The organism is Legionella quinlivanii, from assembly GCF_900461555.1.
GTDB classification, from domain to species: Bacteria; Pseudomonadota; Gammaproteobacteria; order Legionellales; family Legionellaceae; genus Legionella_C; species Legionella_C quinlivanii.
The window spans coordinates 622,017-640,848 of record NZ_UGOX01000001.1; the positions used below are offsets into that span (position 1 = coordinate 622,017).

Below are 18,832 nucleotides of genomic sequence, written 5' to 3' on the forward strand. Positions count from 1 at the left end.
TTTTTGTGCACCCATCTTCATTTGCGCACAATGCCGCGCGGAAAGGACAGAATCTCGTAAAACGACAGAGCCATTTAAACGGACTTCCACAACTGGTTTACAATTAAATAATAAAGGGATGTTTCCCTTCTTATTTGATTGAATCAGGGAGAAAACCATGAGGAAGTCAGGATGGCTTTTAGGCCTTTTTTTCAGCGGATTTGCTTTTCAGGTTCATGCGGCTGTTTTTATTTCTTATAAAGAAATCTGGCATTGCCATGCGCATGATTATACCGACCAGCGTTTCATCGCCCTTTCTTCAAACGAGTGGACTGCCTTGCGCAATGCCAAACTCCTCTGTAAAAGTCAGAGCAAGCAGCCCAATACCTGCACCATTTCACGGGAAGACTGTGATGCAATGGTTAATGGAGTCTCTGTGCGCCCCTTGTGGCAGTGCACGGCGATGGATAGCCTGGCGCATGTCTGGAAAAGCGGTATTTACCGTGTGGCTGATAACGCGATTAATGGTGCTAAGACAAGATGTTACTCGCACAGCGCAGTACCTTCCACCTGCCATGTGAATCATCTGACCTGTAAGAATTTAAATCCCTATTGAGCAGATTTCAGGACTGGAAATCTTTAAAGCTTGCTGTAAGATCAATAGACTAAAAAATTAAGGATAATCAAAATGGATTTTCAGTTGGAAGAAAAAATTGCTCTGGTGACAGGTTCAACCGCTGGTATTGGACTCGCCATCGCGGAAGTGCTTGCCCAGGAAGGTGCGACAGTCATCATCAATGGCCGCTCAGAAGAGCGAGTGCAACAGGCCATTGAGCATATTCATGCCTTACATCCCCATGCCAGCCTGCGGGCTGCTCCTGCTGACCTGAGTACTAAAGCAGGGGTAGAATTGCTGATTCAGGCGCTGCCTTCTGTTGACATACTGATTAATAATGTCGGCATTTACGAAATCAAATCATTCGTGGACATCTCGGATGAGGATTGGCTGCATATATTCGATGTCAATGTTATGAGCGGTGTACGCCTAAGCCGCCATTATTTGCCTCTGATGCTTAAGAAAAATGAAGGCCGCATTATTTTTATATCCAGTGAGTCCGGTTTACAGATTCCCCCTGAAATGATTCATTATGGTATGACCAAAACGGCTCAATTAGCTATTGCGCGTGGCATGGCGGAATTGACCGCCGGAACCAGGGTTACTGTCAACAGTGTCCTTCCTGGCCCTACTCAAAGCGATGGGGTCAATGATTTTTTAAATACGATAAGCAAGCAACAATCTCGAACGGTGCAAGAAATTGAACAGGAATTTTTTAGCACAATGAGACCTTCTTCTCTGCTTAAACGATTCGCCAGTACTCAGGAAGTGGCTGTCATGGTCGCTTTTTTATGCAGTCCTCTGGCTTCGGCGACCAATGGTTCTTCCGTGCATGTTGATGGGGGCATCGTACGTTCCATTGCCTGATATCTGTGGTGAATTGAGTTATATAGAGGCAAGCACGTATTTAACAGTAGCTGAATTGCTGTTATTTTTTCTTAAGAGTCTCGCTAAAAACAGTATTGGAGCTCACCTGGCAGGTGAGCTATTTTGACCCCATCATAGATAATTTTGCAGGATTTTATCTTGTAGTCTGCTGGCAGTTTAAATTGGGTCTATATCTTAATTAAGACGCTCTATTATTAGAATTGAAGAGGGCAGTAGCGTGGCTATTATAGAGAAGGATAATTGCGGCTGTGGTTTTATTGCCAACATCAATGGCAAAGTATCCCATCGCATTGTTGAACTGTCGCTAACTGCTTTACAACGTCTGACTCATAGAGGAGTAGCGGGCGAGGATGGCTTGTCAGCTGATGGCTGCGGATTGCTTATACAGTTACCCAGGCATTTCTTTAGAAAATATGCAGAACAGCAGGGTTGGATTTTAGGCGCTCGATTTGCGGTGGGCATGTGTTTTCTAAACCCTGAGAATGCAGAAGCCCAGAAAGAGCAATTAAACAACGAATTAACTGCTATTGGCTTCTCTGTTGCAGGTTGGAGAGATCTCAGCGTTGACAGTGCGCTTTGCGGAGAGCATGCACGTAGTAACTTTCCCCATTTTGCTCAGGTGATTGTGAATGTGGATGATAAGCAGACCCTTGAACTGACGGAAGCCAGACTGATGCTCGCCCGTCATCGTGCCACTCTAAGTTTAAGCGGGGATCCTTATTTTTATATTTGTTCTCTTTCGACCCAGGTAGTAATTTATAAGGCCCTGGTTTTGCCCAAGTACTTACCCGTATTTTATAAAGATTTAAGCGATAAGTCAGTTAAATCCGCTTTCAGCATTTTTCATCAACGGTTTTCTACCAATACCTTGCCGGCATGGCGCCTGACGCAACCGTTTAGATTTCTGGCCCACAATGGCGAGATTAATACCATTCAGGGTAATCGGCATGCGGTTTTGGCTCGCGCACCGCTGTTGACCAATAAAGACAAGGATTGTCTGGACGAAATAAGGCCGATTATCGACCCCATCGCCTCTGATTCAGCGAGTCTTGATAATATGCTTGAGTTTTTAGTTCGTGGAGGCATGGATCCTTTCCAGGCAATTCGTCTGCTGATTCAACCTGCTTTCAGAAAGAACAGGAACTTCGATTCAGAGCAACAGGCTTTTTTTGAATATTGCTCCTTACAAATGGAACCCTGGGACGGGCCTGCCAGTGTGGTGTTTACCGATGGGCGAGTGGTGTGCTGTGCTTTGGATAGAAATGGTTTTCGCCCTGCGCGTTATTTACAGAGCAAGGATGGCTTGCTGCTCGTCTGTTCTGAAACCGGTGTTATTGATCTGGACGAAGAAAATATCGTTGTTAAAGGCAGAATTGGCCCCGGCGAGCTTCTGGGCGTTGATATGAAAACCCATCAGGTTATGACTACTGCGATAATCGATTCCAGGCTGAGTTCAAAATACCCCTATTTGGACTGGCTGCAACAGCACACCCATCGTCCACCGGCTGATTTACACCATGACTTAAAAGTGTATCGGATAACGGACAAGCAAGCCGCTTTTTATCGCAAACTATACGATATCAGCAATGAGGAAGTGAATGATGTCCTCAAGGCAATGGCGCAAACGGCCAAGGAAGCCACTGCATCAATGGGGGATGATACACCGATCGCATTACTATCCACTCAAAAACGTTCGTTGTTTGATTATTTCAGGCAGCAGTTTGCGCAAGTAACTAACCCGGCAATGGATTCATTACGGGAGTCCGTTATTATGTCGACTGAAATCACCCTCGGACGCCAGGAAAATCTGTTTGACGCAAGTCCGCTGCATGCCAAACGGATCATTTTGAGCTCCCCGGTTCTTTCCAGCGGGGAGTGGGAGTATTTACAGACTCTGACTTCTCGGGGCTTCCCTTTCGTAAAACTGCCATTATCCTATTCGACTCAGGAAAGCCTGCTTGAGGCGATTGAAAGGCTTTGCAAACAGGCATTGGAGGCAGTTAGTCAGGGGGCGGTATTATTGCTATTGTCTGATTCAGACATCGATTTACAGGCTATTCCTCTACATCCTTTGCTGGCAGTGGGAGCTATTCATGAGAGCCTGATTGAGGCAGGAAAACGCTATGACTGTGACTTGCTGGTTGCTTCAGGATGGGTGCGCGACCCCCATCATTTTGCCGCTCTGCTGGCTTATGGCGCAGCCGCTATTTATCCTTATCTGGCTTATTCTTTGATTGCTGACTTCAATATCGAAAATGGTTTGAGTAATTATGTAAAAGCCATCGAGGGCGGATTATTAAAGATCAGTGCTAAAATGGGCATTTCAACACTGGACAGTTATCGGGGAACCCAGCTTTTTGAAGTTATTGGTTTAAGCAAGTCGGTTCTCGATCGCTGTTTTAGTCAGAGCGCTTCCAAACTGGAAGTTCTGGATTTCAGTGATCTCGATAGTCTGGCTCGAGCATATTTCGATGACGCTCATAATCCCTATAGCTACCCACGTCATGGCGGCTTACTGAAATATTTGCCAGACAATGAGTACCATGAGTTCAATCCCGATGTGGTAATGAGTCTCTTGAATGCAGCAAAACAGGGCGAGTATCCGCTCTATCAGCGCTATTCTCAGCTGATTCAGCAACGGCCATTGACGACAATCCGGGATTTACTAGATATTCAATATGCTAAAAACAGTTTGCCTTTGGAAGACATTGAAACAGCAGACAAGATTTTCCCGCGTTTTGAAACGGCTGCGATGTCCTTAGGTGCTTTATCCCCAGAGGCTCATGAAGCGCTCGCTGTGGCGATGAATACCTTGGGAGGTCGTTCCAATTCGGGTGAAGGGGGAGAGGCTGCCTATCGCCACAACAGCATTAAGCGCTCTAAAATTAAGCAAATTGCTTCCGGCCGGTTTGGGGTCACTGCCGACTACCTTATGAATGCCGAAGTCATACAAATCAAGATCGCTCAGGGAGCTAAACCCGGAGAGGGAGGGCAGTTGCCGGGCAGTAAAGTGAATGCCCTGATTGCCCAATTACGTTACTGCGGTGAAGGCGTTACTCTGATATCACCCCCGCCGCATCATGATATTTATTCGATTGAAGATCTGGCGCAATTGATTTTTGATCTCAAGCAGATTAACCCGCAGGCCCTGATTTCGGTAAAACTGGTTTCAGGCCCTGGAATTGGAACTATCGCAGCTGGAGTAGTCAAGGCTTATGCTGATGTCATTACTATTTCAGGTTACGATGGCGGCACTGGCGCAAGTCCCACTTCCTCAATTAAATATACCGGCTCGCCCTGGGAACTTGGTTTGCATGAAACTCATCAGCTGTTACTGGAAAACAAGCTGCGGCATCGAGTGATTCTGCAAGTCGACGGCGGCATGAAAACGGGCATGGATGTGGTGAAAGCTGCCCTTTTGGGTGCTGAGAGCTTTGGTTTTGGTACGGCTCCGATGGTGGCGCTTGGGTGTAAGTATTTAAGGATCTGTCATCTTAATAATTGCGCCACCGGTATTGCCACCCAGGATGATTTTTTAAGAGAAAATCATTATCAGGGAAGTCCACAGCGGGTAATTCATTATTTCACCTGGCTTGCTGAGGAAGTCAGAGAAATCCTCGCCAGCCTTGGTTTTTCCAGTTTGCATGAAATTATTGGCCGCAGGGATTTATTACAAAAGATAACAACAGATGATCCGCTTATTAACCGAATTGATCTCTCATTCATGCTCGATTGCAACAAAGTCGATGCCTCTTATCAGTGGCGAGAGCTTCCTAAAAGTAATAAGCCAAGAGATAAAGCAAGTCTGGCTGAGGCCATACAAGAGGCTGTAGAACCTTTGCTGGCCGCGCATCAAGATATTAAGCTGCATTTTCCTATTCATAATGGCAATCGCTCAATCGGTGCCAGGCTTGCGGGAACTATTGCCAGGCAGTATGGATTTAAATCATTGAAGGAAAATTCAGTTCAATTATCCTTTACCGGTACCGCGGGGCAGAGTTTTGGCGCCTGGACTTGTCAGGGTATGTCACTTTATCTGACCGGAGATGCCAATGATTATGTGGGAAAAGGCATTAGCGGTGGAAAAATTGTCATCAGACTGCCAAGTGAGGCGCAGTATGCCTCAAATAAAACAAGCATCGCTGGAAATACCTGTCTTTATGGTGCGACTGGCGGGATTTGTTATATAGCGGGCCAGGTAGGCGAGCGTTTTGCGGTGCGTAATTCAGGCGCTGTTGCCGTCATTGAGGGAGCCGGCGCTCATTGCTGTGAATATATGACCGCAGGTGTTGTGATGGTGCTGGGGGATACGGGCATTAATTTTGGCGCTGGGATGACTGGCGGTTTTGCCATTGTCCTGGATTTGACAAATTGCTTTATCGAGCAGTGTAATGAAGAGTTTGTCGAAGGATACCGATTAACTGAGCTCGATACAAAGGAATATACTGATTATCTTGAACAACTACTGGACCATCATATTAACGAAACAGGCAGTCGTTGGGGGCAACAGATTAAGGACTCCTTCAGTGAGTATCTACCTCTGTTTTGGCTGGTAAAACCGAAAGCGATAGGTTGGAATACCTTGCGTGTGGCCTATGAAAGAAAGTAAACCTATAGAATTCAAATTTGTGACGGATAAGAGACAGGAGCCTGACAAGCTAAGTCCTGAAGAACGAATTCGTCATTCGGCATCCGTTTATCTGTCTTACAGTCTCGAGCAGGCACAAAATCAGGCAGGGCGTTGTCTGGATTGCGGGAACCCTTATTGCGCCTGGCAATGTCCTGTTCATAACCATATTCCAGGATGGCTGCGCCTTGTAGCGGAAGGAAAGCTGGAAGAAGCGGCGAATCTGGCGCATCAAACCAATCCTTTTCCGGAGGTCTGCGGCCGCATTTGCCCGCAGGAGCGTCTGTGCGAAGGGGCCTGTACTCTAAATGATGGTTTAGGGGCGGTCACTATTGGGGCAATAGAGCAGTTTATCGCCGATAAGGCGCTCGAAAATGGATGGCGTCCGGATATGAGCGCAGTTAAACCCAATGGCCGACGGGTCGCCGTTATCGGAGCAGGGCCAGCCGGCTTGGCTTGTGCATCTGTTTTAGCTAAAAATGGAACAGAGGTTTCAGTTTTTGATAAATATCCTGAAATTGGCGGTTTGCTGACTTTTGGTATTCCCGAATTTAAACTGGAGAAAAAAATTATCAAACAGCGCCGCCAGATTTTAGAAGAGATGGGCGTACGCTTTCATTTGAATACAGAAGTAGGACGTGATTTAAGCCCACAGCAATTATTACTTGAGTATGATGTTTTGTTTTTAGGATTAGGCGCTGATAAAGGAAAAAAAGCAGGAATTGAAGGGGAAGCCCTACAGAATGTCTATCAGGCTTTGGACTTTCTGGTTCATAATATCTACAGTTTTCTGGGCCTGCCTGGTTGTGAACCATTAGATTTGCGTAATAAAAAAGTAGTCATTCTCGGAGGAGGAGATACTGCGATGGATTGTAATCGCAGTGCCTTGCGGCTAGAGGCTTCTTCAGTGGATTGTGTCTATCGTCAGGGGATGCTGGATATGCCCGGCGCAAGAAAAGAAATTAAAAATGCTATAGAGGAAGGGATACATTTTGTCTGCCATAAGCAGGCTGTTGAGCTGATTGGTGATAAAAAAGTGGAAGCGGTTAAGCTGGTGAATACTGTGAAAAACGCCAGCGGCAGGCTTGAATATCAGGAAGGGAGTGAACATGTTTTGCCAGCCGATACGGTAATTATTGCTTATGGATTTGATGCCAATCCCCCTGAATGGCTAGAGCATTTAAGAGTTGATTTAACTGATAAAGGCCTGGTTGAAACCTCAGAAAAGGCAAACTTTCCCTTCCAGACGTCCAATCCGCGAATCTTTTGCGGCGGCGATATGGTGTTAGGGGCTGACTTAGTGGTCAGAGCCATTGCTCAGGGGGTTTCGGCGGCTGAGAGCATGCTGCGATATATGCAGATTGAGTCTCGCTCCCTTTAATGATATCCCAGCAAGCCCGGTATAAGCGGCTATAATTCTTAAATAGAAACAAGCTTTGGAAAACAAATGGGCAAGAAAGCAGTGATTTTGTGCTTTGATAAATCTGAAGAACGAGAAGTTCAGGCATTTATGCGGCGAATTCAAAACAGGGAAGAAGAAAAGGGTAATGAGGACATTGAAGTACATATCATTTATCCAGTCGATATCAATGAAGGTCAATACATGACCTGGGAAAGTGCTGAACCTGATGATGCTGATAAGGAAATTCTTGAAAGCATGACCCCCGATGATCGTCTCTATATCTGGGGACATGGAGCCCCAAGTAACCCGTATATCCCCGGCGCTTTTTATACTGAAATTGGCGACTACCTTGATAAAACACTTAATAAAGAAGTGTTTGGACCTGATAAAGGTACACTCAAAATCAACGTGGAAATTTGCAATGGAGGCCGCGGCGGAGTACAGGGAGAGAATAGTTTTGCAGCCAGACTCCATTCGTATTTGGGGAAACTGGGCATTTATTCCGAGGTAGCAGGAAGACTTAGAAATGTGTCAGTTGATATTCCCAATTTACCTCACGAAGGATTAAAAACCATTCCCCGTCACTATGACGGCTTGTCGAATCTGATTGCTCTGCCGGATAGCTATTATGAGCATCAGGCGGAACGTTCCAAAGTAACTTATGCCTGGGGAGGTATTGATGGCAAGGCTCAGCTTCGCGTCGATGGTTATCGCAGGAGCCTGGCCAGAGATTATCTTGAGTTAAAGGACGCGCTGATGAAAGAAGTGTCCGACTCTCGAATGCTTGATCCCAGGAAGATCCATAAGTTACTTCTGGGTATTGAATTCAGAATTGGCAATCCGCAAATAGAAATGAAACCTGGTGAAATCCATAAAGCCGCTCAGGAATTATATGAATATTGTAAAAAGGCAGGTTTAAAAGAGGAAACGCTGGAAAAAATAGGCTTTGAGCGGTTCATAGCCTCCATCTCTCGTAAAGCAAGTTCTAACGGATTTCTTGAGGCGCCTACTGGCGTTCGCTCAGATGATAAAAAACTGCCTGTAGAGGTGAAAGCTTTACGTGATATTCTGTTTGAAAATCCGGAAATGAAAAAGCTGAACAATCTGGTAGAACGTTTAAAAGAAAAAGCAGATACTAACCCCAATATTGCCCGTCTTGTTGAAAAACTGGGTTGTGAAGAGAGTTTTGCAGAAAGTAACCTCTACGCCAGCTTTTTTATGATGTATCGAAAATCCATCATCCATTTGGATACTGGAACAGTAGAATTTCCGATCACCATCAAAAATATTATTGATCCGCTTAACCATTTACTGGAAAAAGTTTATTTAAATGAGCAGGCTTCACCAGCAGAAAAACAAAAATCCTTCGCCTTGTATATGCAGTCGTTGGGGGATTATACCACCGGTTCGACATGGGGCAACTTTAAAGCAAAGGTTCGCGGTGCCTTGTTCGGATTTAAGCTGGCCCATAATGAAAGGCATGAGGCGAGTCTTCTGGAGTATATTCCGAACCTGTTTCGATCGGCCTACACCCTCTCCAATACAGAATTAGAATTTTTTGAAGGGTTTAAGCAGGACTTGGCAGAGATGAATGAGTTGATTAAATCAGATATTATGCCAGACAATCAAAAACAAAATGTTTCAAAATATAGCATGAAATCGATGTTAAATATCGCTAAAATTCCTCCCCATGAACGGGAGGAAAATATTTACGCCGTGTTTTCCATTCTCGATGATCCTATGATGGATAATCAGGATGGCGCTACTCCATTAATTATTGAGGACATCAAAAGCATCGTCGGCAATCTGGATCATAATGATGAGAAGGCGATCGCGCAGGCCTTCGTTGACATCAAAAAGCTGCTGAATAACTATGACGAATCCTCATTGAACGAGAAGGCGAAGAGTGTTCTGGAGGTCTTTGAAAATAGCAATTTGTCGTCGTTCGAGGAGCTGCGTAATGCGCTTTCTGATGTTGAACGGTTCAAAGAGATTATGGACGACGCTTCATTGCAGACAAGGGTTCAGAATAACTAATATGAAGAATACGCAGGTGGGGCGCTTTCGCCCGACCTACGCTTGCTTCTGTCTTGCAATCAAATCCCCGACAGTATCGGTTAGAGTCCACTGATGCTTGAAGTTCGTCAAATGGTATAGTTTCGACAGATCAGGACAGCGTTGTGTAATATCTATAAAATGCTCGCCATAGGCTTGCTCATAGGATAAGTACTGAATTACAGAATGGCTATTTGCCTGACTTCTGACGAGTTGAGCCAGATCATTAATTGAAATCTCTGATGAATTTCCAATGTTGATACTTTGTCCCAAAGCTTTTGGCTCGTGGATTAGCATATCCATGGCTTTAATCACGTCTCGCACATCGCAAAAAGAACGGGTCTGAGTTCCATCGCCAAAAATAGTAATAGGCTCATTGCTACAGGCTTGTTTTATAAATCTTGGCACCACCATTCCATATAAATCAGTTTGCCGAGGCCCAATCGTATTGAAGATTCGTGCAAGGATGATATTTAATTGATAGCGGTGAATGTAGGCATAAGCGAGTGCTTCATCCGCTAATTTACTAATCGGATAAGTTGAAGTCGAACAAGATAAACGATGAATATTCAGATTATCATTTTCGTTAGATAAGGATTGATTATCACCATAAACTGAAGATGAAGAGGCAATTAACACAATCGCATCAGATTTTATTTCACTCATGTTCTTTAAAAGACGCTGGCACCCCATGAGGTTGTTGATTAGTGTACTGATGGGATCATTTACAACATTAAACATGCCGACAGTGGCCGCAAAGTGAAAAATTACATCGGCCCATTTTAAAGTTTCTTTCAAATCTGGCCATTCAAGAATATCCGCTTCTATAAAAGTAAATGAAGCGTTTTTTTTGAGGGTTTCGATATTTTCAAGACGCCCCGATGAAAGATTGTCAACGGTAATTACTTTATGACGTTTTTCCAGGTAATATTCACATAAATGTGATCCGATAAAGCCGCATCCTCCGGTGATAAATATATTCATTTTATTTTATATTTAATAATGTGGTTGAAATAACTATAGACCATAGTTACTGTATACTTAATAGTACCAGTACCTGTTTTTATAGAGACCTCTATGGCAATAGTAATTAATCTTAATAAAAAAAGAAAAGCCAAAATCAATTCTGAAAAAGACAAGAAGGCGTCTGAAAATCGGATTAAATTTGGAAGAAGCAATAAAGAAAAAGAGTTAGAGAAAAAAAATAAAGAGCGTGATGACCGGTATTTGGACGGTCATAAAATAGATTAAAACGTAGGTCGGGCGCTTTCGCCCGACATTTCATTTTTCACCATAATCAAGCGAATAAGATGGTTTCGCAACTGTCCAATGAGAAGGAAGAATACCATTTTTAACAAATCGATGAATGCTTGAATAAGGCCAATCGACTGGTTGAGCCACATGCCCATGTTTAACCGGATTATAATGAATATAATTGACATAATGTTCAATGTCTAAGTCATCACGAATAAGATGCTCCCAAAACCGTTTCTGCCAAATACCCCGTTCGCGCCTGTTTTTTTGTATGGGAGAAATGAGTTCGTTTATCGGTAGCTGCCTTGAGAAGATGCCTTTTATCAGATTCCAGCGCAAAGAAAAATTTCCATCATTTTCTGGAAGAGTCATTATTATGTGAAGATGGTCAGGCAAGATGACAATGGCATCAATTACAAATGGGTAATAATGTTTTGAACGGCGAAAGGCCGTACGAAGTACATCAATGTGTTCGATGAGTAATTTACTGCTTCGATTTTGCAGATTTACAGTAAAGAAATAAGTGGCACCGGGAATGATCACTCGTCGATAGCGCATGTTGGATTGCTTATATATTCCGTTATGTAAGTGCTTTATAAAGTACTGCGTCAGTCACTATGAGTTCATCCATATCGATGAATAAATTGGTAAGAACTTTGCCATATCCTGCTTCATAAGCAGCGATGACACAATCCGCGGTCAACTCTTCTCCCTTCAGGATAAGACTTATTGCAAGTTCCAGGTTATTTTCTTTCAGTGCTTCTACCAATGGCATATTTACAAACCTGTTTTAAAAATAGACATTATACAGGATAAGATGTCTTTTTGTAAATATTTTAATCATCAAGAGCTCTCCGAAATTCATTCATGGGCATAATCATGCTCAAGACATAGGTCGGGCGCTTTCACCCATAGCCGTCAGGCTAAGAAGTCATATTATCCCCTCTCCACCGCGCGTAGCGTGGGGGAGAGAGTAGGGAGAGGGGGTTAAAAAATTTATCACGTCAGTGATTCCATTTATTATTTAAAAACACTGGGATACATGGCGGGATAGAGTATGCTCCTCAATGTGAACCTCATTGAAGGCTGTTTTATTCACATTAGTTAATAAGCTTGCAACGATTTTATGCATAGTGAATGTTTGATTGGAGTAGTCCTGAGATCGGAAAAAATGCCTTTCTTTTTTTATGAGGTGATCGGGGGAGTTTAAAAGCAGCATTGCTAACTCTTTTCTTAGTTCAGGACTTAAGTTATCAACAATTTTATTAAGTTCATTATAATAAGCCATTTTTCTTTTTTTCAGATCTGAAATGAAGGCGATCTCCTGAAGCAGATGTTCATTGATCTGTTCAGCCGTTTTAAAGTTTAACTGCGAATTAGCAGAACGGCAGATTTCCAATACTTTGCGCCGTAAATTGTCCTGCTCGCCCCCTTCGTCAAGCGCTAGAGTGTGCAGGGTTGTTAAAACTTCTGGTAGGTTGTGAGGCCACTCATTATCCTGTTCAAGCTGGAAATAATGACTCAGGCTTTCGGCTAGTATATTTGGATTTAGCGATGGGTCGAGCAGACAAAGCTCAATCAATTCCTGGTGACTGAAATTAGAGACCTCCGGGGCGTTTTGATCCTGTGAGCTTGCTCTCAGTTTGTGATTATACGCGGCAATCATTTGATTTAAAAACGATTGGTAATACGGCAATGACGATTGAGTCAGGGTTAATTGCCGAAACGCAGTCACAATTGCAGCGAAGTCCTGATAAAGGCCATGCTGAAGCCTGAAATTAAACCATTGGGCGCGTAAGCTATGAAGTTGCTTGCTTTCGAGGCAAAGTGCTTCAAGCTCACTTAGATTCTTGTTCATTAAATCCGCCAGAAGACGAAGCTTCTCTGACAGCGAATTAAGACTTGCTCCGCTATCTATCCCTCCGCCTAGAAATTCTTCAACTTCTTTTGTTGTGGCGGTCAGGGCCTGTTGCCCCTCATCAAAGAGCGCTTTAATTTTTTTGTTTCTTGCCAATGCCGTATCAATACGTTGAAGTACAGGCCCCCGGAGATCATTACCAACAAGGCTAAGGGATATTAACGTGGTATTCGTTTCGAGTGCTTCTGCCAGGCTTTGCGCACCGGCAGTACCGATTCTATTCTGGCCAAGATCTAGTGAGCTAAGACTGATATTGGTTTTGAGTACTTCAGCGAGACTTTGCGCTCCGGCATCATCAATTTCATTTTGATAAAGATCGACTGAGGTTAGAGTGGTATTAGTCTTAAGTGCTTCAACAAGGCTTCGCAGCCCATTTGAGCTAATTTGATTATTCCTTAGTTCAAGGGAAGTCAGAGCTTTATTGATTTTAAGGGCTTTAGCAAGCGGTTGTGTTCCTGCATCCCCGATTGAATTATTATTAAGGTAAATGGAAGTGAGGCTGGTATTAGTCTCAAGTGCTTCCCCCAAGTGCCTGGCACCCGCAGCGCCAATTCGATTAGCACCTAGCTCAATACTGGTCAGACCTGTATTGTTTTTTAATCCATTCGCTAAATACTGTGCACCCTCAACACCAATCTGATTACCGTAAAGGCTTATGGAGGTCAGGACTTTATTGATTCGGAGTGCTTCAGCCAGCGACCGGATGCCTTCAACGCCAATGTGATTATTGTCAAGAACAGCGGAAGTTAATGTGGTATTGGTTTCAAGCATTTTAGCGAAGATTTGCGCGCCTGCATTCAAAATTGAATTATCATCAAGGTTAATAAAGGTCAGGCCAGTATTTATCTTAAGTGCTTCCGCCAAGTAGTGTACACCTTGAAATCCAAGTCGATTTTCTCGAAGGTTAAGGGACTTCAGGGTGTTATTGATTAGCAGTGCTTGCCCCAGACGCTGTGCACCTGCAGCGCAAATGACGTTACAAAAGAAGTTAATGGCCGTCAGACTATGATTGGTTTCGAGCATCTCAGCGAAACTTTGCGCGCCTCTATCAGAGATTATGTTACCGCCAAGATTAATAGAGGTCAGACTAGTATTGGTTTGCAGTACCCTGGCCAGACTCTGGGCGCCGTCATCGCCAATGTTATTAATGGAAAGATCAATATAGGTCAGACTGGTATTAGACTGAAGTGCTTGGGCGAGATTTTGCGCATCCTCATCATTTACTGTGTAACCATTCACCTCCATTGAGGTCAGGGTGGTGTCATTCCGAGCAATTTGGTCTAGTAGCTCTTGATCAATCATAGGGTTGAATCCAACGCTGATATGTAAGGCAAAAATTGATATAAATAGGACAATAGTTTAACACTCAGGTCGAATTAAATCAATTTGCGATACCCATACCTCTAACTCCCATATAAAAGTCAGGGACAGTGTCCGAACTTCGACCTAATCACAAAATGTATTAAATGATAAAATTTAATCCAATTTGTGAGGCCTATGTTAGGAGTTTTTAATGAAGAAGATTAAATTAACAGGAAAGGAGATCATTTTATCAAACCATGATGATATTTTAGCTGTTTCTACACAAGAGGATGAACACTCTCAGAAAGACAAACTGTTGATTAAAATTGAAGCCGGAATATCAGTTCTTCCAATTAAGGAAAAGTTATTGGATTATCAAAAAAATGCCGAGGAATTTAGACAAATTCATACGGTTTTATTTCAAGACTCAGATTTTACTGAACTACAACATAGCACAGATGAAATAAATAATTTATTGGAAATAATAAAGAAATTACCTGAGCAAACTAAAACAATCAGTTTTTGTTTTTCAAATTTGGGAAATTTGGGATTTGAGAATGTGTATCGTATTGCAGAGGCTATCGCACAAACACTAGGAGAAAGCATAAAAGAACTGGATCTGAGGGCTTGTGGTTTTAATTTTCTGGGTAAATTGAAACGGAAAGAAATTAAGGATTTGTTTCCGGAGGGTGTTGTAAAACTTACGAAATGGCAACTGGTTGATGAAAGTAATAGCCCTGATGATGAAAATGAAAATGAACGGCATTTCCATAGAATTTATCAGTATGACCATAAGGAGATAATGCTTGGAAAAACTATAATTTCTCAAACAACAAAAGCTCCCTCTTTAATGGTAAGTTATACAAGTTTTGGTTCTCATGAAGGCAGTTTAATTATACATCCTCGGCATAAGATGACTCCTCAAGAGCTGGAACAGAAACTCGGTTACAGAGTTTATCACTCAATGCCGTCCTTCCCGGAGCCCCGTTGGGAGGTTACACTTGATACGGAAAATGAGAGTAATTTAGATTATTTTATTCATATACTCGATGATAATGAAGCACTGGAAGAGTTAAAAAAAGAAATCTATGATTTCCTGGAACTCAAACCCTCACCTGACGAAGTGCTAAGTTTATTTGAAAGTGATAAAACAGAAGAGGCAATTGAACAATTAAAGAGGGTCGAAAGTAAGGGATGCTATATTTTTGTTTGGGAAATTGCTGATTATTTTTTTAATCAGCTCATAACTTTGGGAAGTGAAACAAAGCTGTCTCTCGATACGCTTTATGAAATGTATGGGGTTATCACTATGGAGAACCCCTATTATCAAGAAGCTCAAATGAGAAAACTGGAAATATTAGACACGCAAGGCAATAGTCGTGAACTTAGTGAGGAGCGATTTACAGTCGCTCTCGGTTATAAGCCACAACCCGTGGTTGACCAGAGGAGGGTCGATATGCTTTTTCATGAATTGTCAGGTAAAAGCGGAGCTCCGAATATTACCAACCTTCCTTCCGCTTCAGCGTTAATTGACTTCGCTAAAGAAATGTCTCAGTTAAGGCAGGAGTGTGCTGAATTGCGTGCTTATAAAGAGGAAAATGAAGGAGCTAAGCGCAGAGCTGAAGAAATAGAGGCATTAAGGGAGACAGGCGTAAGCTCTGCAGGCATTTTTGGCCAGCCATCAAGAAAAAAAATAAAAATGACTGAAGCCAATCCAGTGGTATCCCCTGGCTCCCCCTAGGGCACGGCTATTGAGTTAAGGAATTCTGCAATAAAATGCAGTCTCGGCCCTTGGCCCACGCAAAGGGGTTGGGCCTCTCAGAACAAAGGTTGCCGGCAATGCTTTTATCAGCCCATAGTGATGTCAATGATTTTTTCTGGGTACTTCATCACTTTTTGATAGCTCATTGTCTTGCTCATTTTGTTTTGCTTCTCCTGGACGCTTATCAGCAGGATAAAAGCCGGGATAATTTGCAGCACTTCGCAGCATCCCATTTTTTATACCCACAAATTTTGCAAATCTAAGCAAAGATTCGGGACTAAAATCCTTTGCCTCTTTTGGATTGGTGATATCGGGAAAATTATCAATTGCAATTTCAAAATCATTGAGCAGTTTTTCAAGCGCATTTTGTCCAGAGATGATGGAATACACTTTAAGTTCCAGCAATTGTTCCAGCTGGGGCTTTAAATAACTAAAAGCCTGATGATAACGATGAATTGACTTTTCATCATTCTGCATATTCCCAATCAATAAAATAAACTCGTCATTTGCTTGCTCGTTAAGCAACTCATCGGCAGTATTGAGAATTTCATTGAGCAAAAGCTGCTTTATTTTTAAAATAATCGATACATTATCCACGTATATGAAATTAATAAGTGGGGATAAACCTTGTAATCGCTCACAGAATTTATTGGCTGTGCCGCCAAAACAAATTTCTTTATCTTCCGCTGATAAATTATCAATGCCCCTCTCATCCAGATTATAGCCTCGCTGAATTTCATAAAGCGCTGATACAAAAGCAGTCCAATAATCAAGCTGATCATCCTGGGAGATGTTATGAAAAATCAGGCGTATAAATTGCTCGATACTAGTCACCTGAAGCTTTTCGGCCTCCTGTGCCATTAGGGGCAACAGTGGCAATATTGCCGCTTCCTTACCTAGTTCTGTTTCTTTAACCAAGCGTAAAGCGACTGCCTTCTTTTCAGGATCTAAAACAATTTCTGCGGGCAGCGAACGTAACCGTCTCAAACAATCAACCGCTGCACGTTTTTGTTCAACATCCAGCGTTTCGGCAGGGCAATTTTCAAGCAGACTAATGATTTCCTCTATACTTTTCAGGGGAACAGGATTTTGTCTATGGCTTAAATCCAGTAACCAGACCGTTAAGTCTGTTGTTGCATGAACGCTGGCTGTATGAGTGCTCTGGGCTCGATTTAATTGAACAGGTTCTTCTTCATCCAGATAGAGCAGATTCTGATTGACATAATCACGGATTGCATTTTGTTTTTCTTCGATAGTTCCATTCCTGCGGCAAATCGCGATCAAAGAATCGACATTGTCCTGAGTCATCTCCCCTAATGGGATTGCACTCCAGACCCCTAACATGGGCCTTGAAAATAAAATCTGATCAAATGGTTTTAACAGTTCAAAATTAGCCTTCAGTAAGCCTGATGATTTTAATTGAGCCAGCCCCTGACCCATACTGTTAGGCTGTTCAAAATGGGTAAGCCTGAATAGGGACTCTTCATTCAACAATTCCTCCTCATGCAAGGCCGAGACTATGTAGGCTAATGTGCTCGCGAGATGATAATTAATGATTCTTTCAAAATAAATTGGCCCATTTTCAGTACCCAAGAGATCGTCGATATAGCTTATTATGATGTCTAAATTCTCTAAATCTGGATGATGTTTAAGTATTTCTAAATGCTTATTTATCAAATTACCAAACTGATGGTTACGTTCAATGAATTCATTTAATAGCATGATGATTATTTTCTGTAATTCAGGATATATACAGTATAGCCATTTAGCTGGATTTCTTAGGTGAACAGATGCTGATTGAATCGATGGCAGTCAATGGTCTAGAATTAAGCAAAGTGGATAATTGAGATAATGACATGCCCTGGAAGAAACTAGGTGAGGGTGCTTTCAACACAGCTTATGTCAATGATGAGGAAACTCTGGTATTCAAAAAGCCACTAAGTGTAGGTGATGCCACCGATACACCGGAACGTGCTGTGAGTATATGGAATGAGATAAACTCCCATATTAAGCCAGCCGCTGAAATCCATAAGCTAGAATCCCTTGGCAGAGGTTGGACCTGCCCCTACATCAAGGGTCGAGAGGCTACGGATAGGGAAATCAGCACTGCTGTTGTTGATATTTTCAATCGTACAGGGCGTATTATCATTGATGCTGCCCCCTTTAACTTTATAACTACTGCCCAGGGACAAACCGTTTGCATAGATGTGGGCATGGCTTTGCTGCTGGAAAAAGAAGAGGAAGACAAAATTAGCAGCAAAGGAAAGCGCAGAAACAGCATAATTAGCAGCGAAACATGGGAGCAACAAAAAGTTCGTTTCAATCGCTGGCTCACTGGATTGAGAATAAAAATTCCAGAAAGTATGGATACTGTTAAGGCTTTACTGTTCATCAAGGAAAAGAGGCCGGATATATTTGATGCCAGCTTTTTAAAAGCTAACCCCACTGTGGCGAAAATTCTAGCGGATGGCTATAACAGTGAAGGCGGATTTCGACTCATTTGGGGAATAAACTCAGAATTAAGTTTGGCAGAAGAATTTGTTAACCATGCGTTCTCAAGCCAAAGTCGCTCTCAAAAACCTTTGCCAAGTATTTCTTTCTGGACAAAAGATAAATTGGCAGAGGCTGTTGTGAAAGGGGAAAAAATATTACTGAATGAAAGAGAGCTTAGCCTTGATAATCTTAAAGAAAGCTGTATCAGAGAGCTGACACGTTATATAAATTCAAGAGGATCTTTAGTGCAGGGTAAGTTTTCTGAATCCCTGACTACCCGCTATTTTCGAGATAGTGCATTAACCGCAACCAAAGTGGAGTATGCCAAACTGCTTATAGATAAGATTGGCGATGCAACGTCAATTGATGAGATTAAGGCGCTTATAGATAAGCAGAAGGACAATGCGATCTTAAAAAAATCAGATCATACTAGCCATTTGATTGTCTATCTCAGCCACTGCTCAGCCATGTGTGATGTGGTAAAGAGAGAGGCTCCGAAGCTTCAGCAAGAAAAAGGACAGAATGGACCTTAGAAT

General features: G+C 42.7%; 13 protein-coding genes. 8 read left to right on the forward strand and 5 right to left on the reverse strand.

Annotation, left to right across the window (positions count from 1 at the left end; genetic code table 11):
• Window positions 1-157 precede the first annotated feature (157 nt).
• From DYH61_RS02745 to DYH61_RS02765, 5 genes are all read left to right on the forward strand, one after another.
• Complete coding sequence (locus tag DYH61_RS02745) at window positions 158-595, forward strand: hypothetical protein (protein ID WP_058508275.1); 438 nt, start codon at window positions 158-160, stop codon at window positions 593-595.
• A gap of 72 nt (window positions 596-667) precedes the next feature.
• The gene (locus tag DYH61_RS02750) at window positions 668-1,462 is read left to right on the forward strand and encodes an SDR family NAD(P)-dependent oxidoreductase (RefSeq protein WP_058508274.1); all 795 of its coding nucleotides are present in this window, start codon (window positions 668-670) and stop codon (window positions 1,460-1,462) included.
• A 238-nt stretch (window positions 1,463-1,700) separates the two neighbouring features.
• Window positions 1,701-6,092, forward strand: coding sequence for a glutamate synthase large subunit (gene gltB, locus DYH61_RS02755; protein WP_200823637.1), 4,392 nt, complete (start codon window positions 1,701-1,703; stop codon window positions 6,090-6,092).
• Window positions 6,079-7,491: an FAD-dependent oxidoreductase gene (locus DYH61_RS02760; RefSeq protein ID WP_058508272.1), complete on the forward strand. Its 1,413-nt coding sequence runs from the start codon at window positions 6,079-6,081 to the stop codon at window positions 7,489-7,491. Before gltB ends, DYH61_RS02760 begins: the two co-directional genes overlap by 14 nt.
• A 66-nt stretch (window positions 7,492-7,557) precedes the next feature.
• Window positions 7,558-9,549 (forward strand): hypothetical protein, encoded by a 1,992-nt coding sequence (locus DYH61_RS02765; protein WP_058508271.1) that lies wholly within the window; start codon window positions 7,558-7,560, stop codon window positions 9,547-9,549.
• 36 nt (window positions 9,550-9,585) lie between these two features.
• Here DYH61_RS02765 and DYH61_RS02770 read toward each other — a convergent pair whose 3' ends face one another.
• Window positions 9,586-10,551, reverse strand: a complete 966-nt coding sequence (locus DYH61_RS02770) for an NAD-dependent epimerase/dehydratase family protein (RefSeq protein ID WP_058508270.1) — start codon at window positions 10,549-10,551, stop codon at window positions 9,586-9,588.
• A 93-nt stretch (window positions 10,552-10,644) separates the two neighbouring features.
• On the opposite strand from DYH61_RS02770, the gene DYH61_RS02775 reads away from it, so the two are divergent.
• Entirely contained in the window at window positions 10,645-10,818 is a 174-nt protein-coding gene (locus DYH61_RS02775; RefSeq protein ID WP_065236172.1) for a DUF4169 family protein, read from the forward strand.
• Window positions 10,819-10,848: 30 nt separating this feature from the next.
• Here DYH61_RS02775 and DYH61_RS02780 read toward each other — a convergent pair whose 3' ends face one another.
• The 3 genes from DYH61_RS02780 to DYH61_RS02790 form a co-directional block, all read right to left on the reverse strand.
• Window positions 10,849-11,379: an REP-associated tyrosine transposase gene (locus DYH61_RS02780; protein ID WP_058508269.1), complete on the reverse strand. Its 531-nt coding sequence runs from the start codon at window positions 11,377-11,379 to the stop codon at window positions 10,849-10,851.
• Window positions 11,380-11,401: 22 nt separating this feature from the next.
• Window positions 11,402-11,596, reverse strand: coding sequence for a hypothetical protein (locus DYH61_RS02785; RefSeq protein WP_058508268.1), 195 nt, complete (start codon window positions 11,594-11,596; stop codon window positions 11,402-11,404).
• Between the two features lie 249 nt (window positions 11,597-11,845).
• On the reverse strand, window positions 11,846-14,041 hold the full coding sequence (locus tag DYH61_RS02790; RefSeq protein WP_058508267.1) for a leucine-rich repeat domain-containing protein: 2,196 nt from the start codon (window positions 14,039-14,041) through the stop codon (window positions 11,846-11,848).
• A 211-nt stretch (window positions 14,042-14,252) separates the two neighbouring features.
• On the opposite strand from DYH61_RS02790, the gene DYH61_RS02795 reads away from it, so the two are divergent.
• Window positions 14,253-15,782 (forward strand): hypothetical protein, encoded by a 1,530-nt coding sequence (locus DYH61_RS02795; protein WP_058508266.1) that lies wholly within the window; start codon window positions 14,253-14,255, stop codon window positions 15,780-15,782.
• 123 nt (window positions 15,783-15,905) lie between these two features.
• Here DYH61_RS02795 and DYH61_RS02800 read toward each other — a convergent pair whose 3' ends face one another.
• A complete protein-coding gene (locus tag DYH61_RS02800; protein WP_058508265.1) occupies window positions 15,906-17,525 on the reverse strand; it encodes a hypothetical protein in 1,620 nt (539 codons plus the stop codon).
• Between the two features lie 134 nt (window positions 17,526-17,659).
• Here DYH61_RS02800 and DYH61_RS02805 point away from each other — a divergent pair, with 134 nt between their 5' ends.
• Window positions 17,660-18,829 carry a hypothetical protein gene (locus DYH61_RS02805; protein ID WP_058508264.1) on the forward strand — a complete coding sequence of 390 codons (1,170 nt, stop codon included), beginning with the start codon at window positions 17,660-17,662 and terminating at the stop codon, window positions 18,827-18,829.
• The last annotated feature ends 3 nt before the right edge of the window (window positions 18,830-18,832 follow it).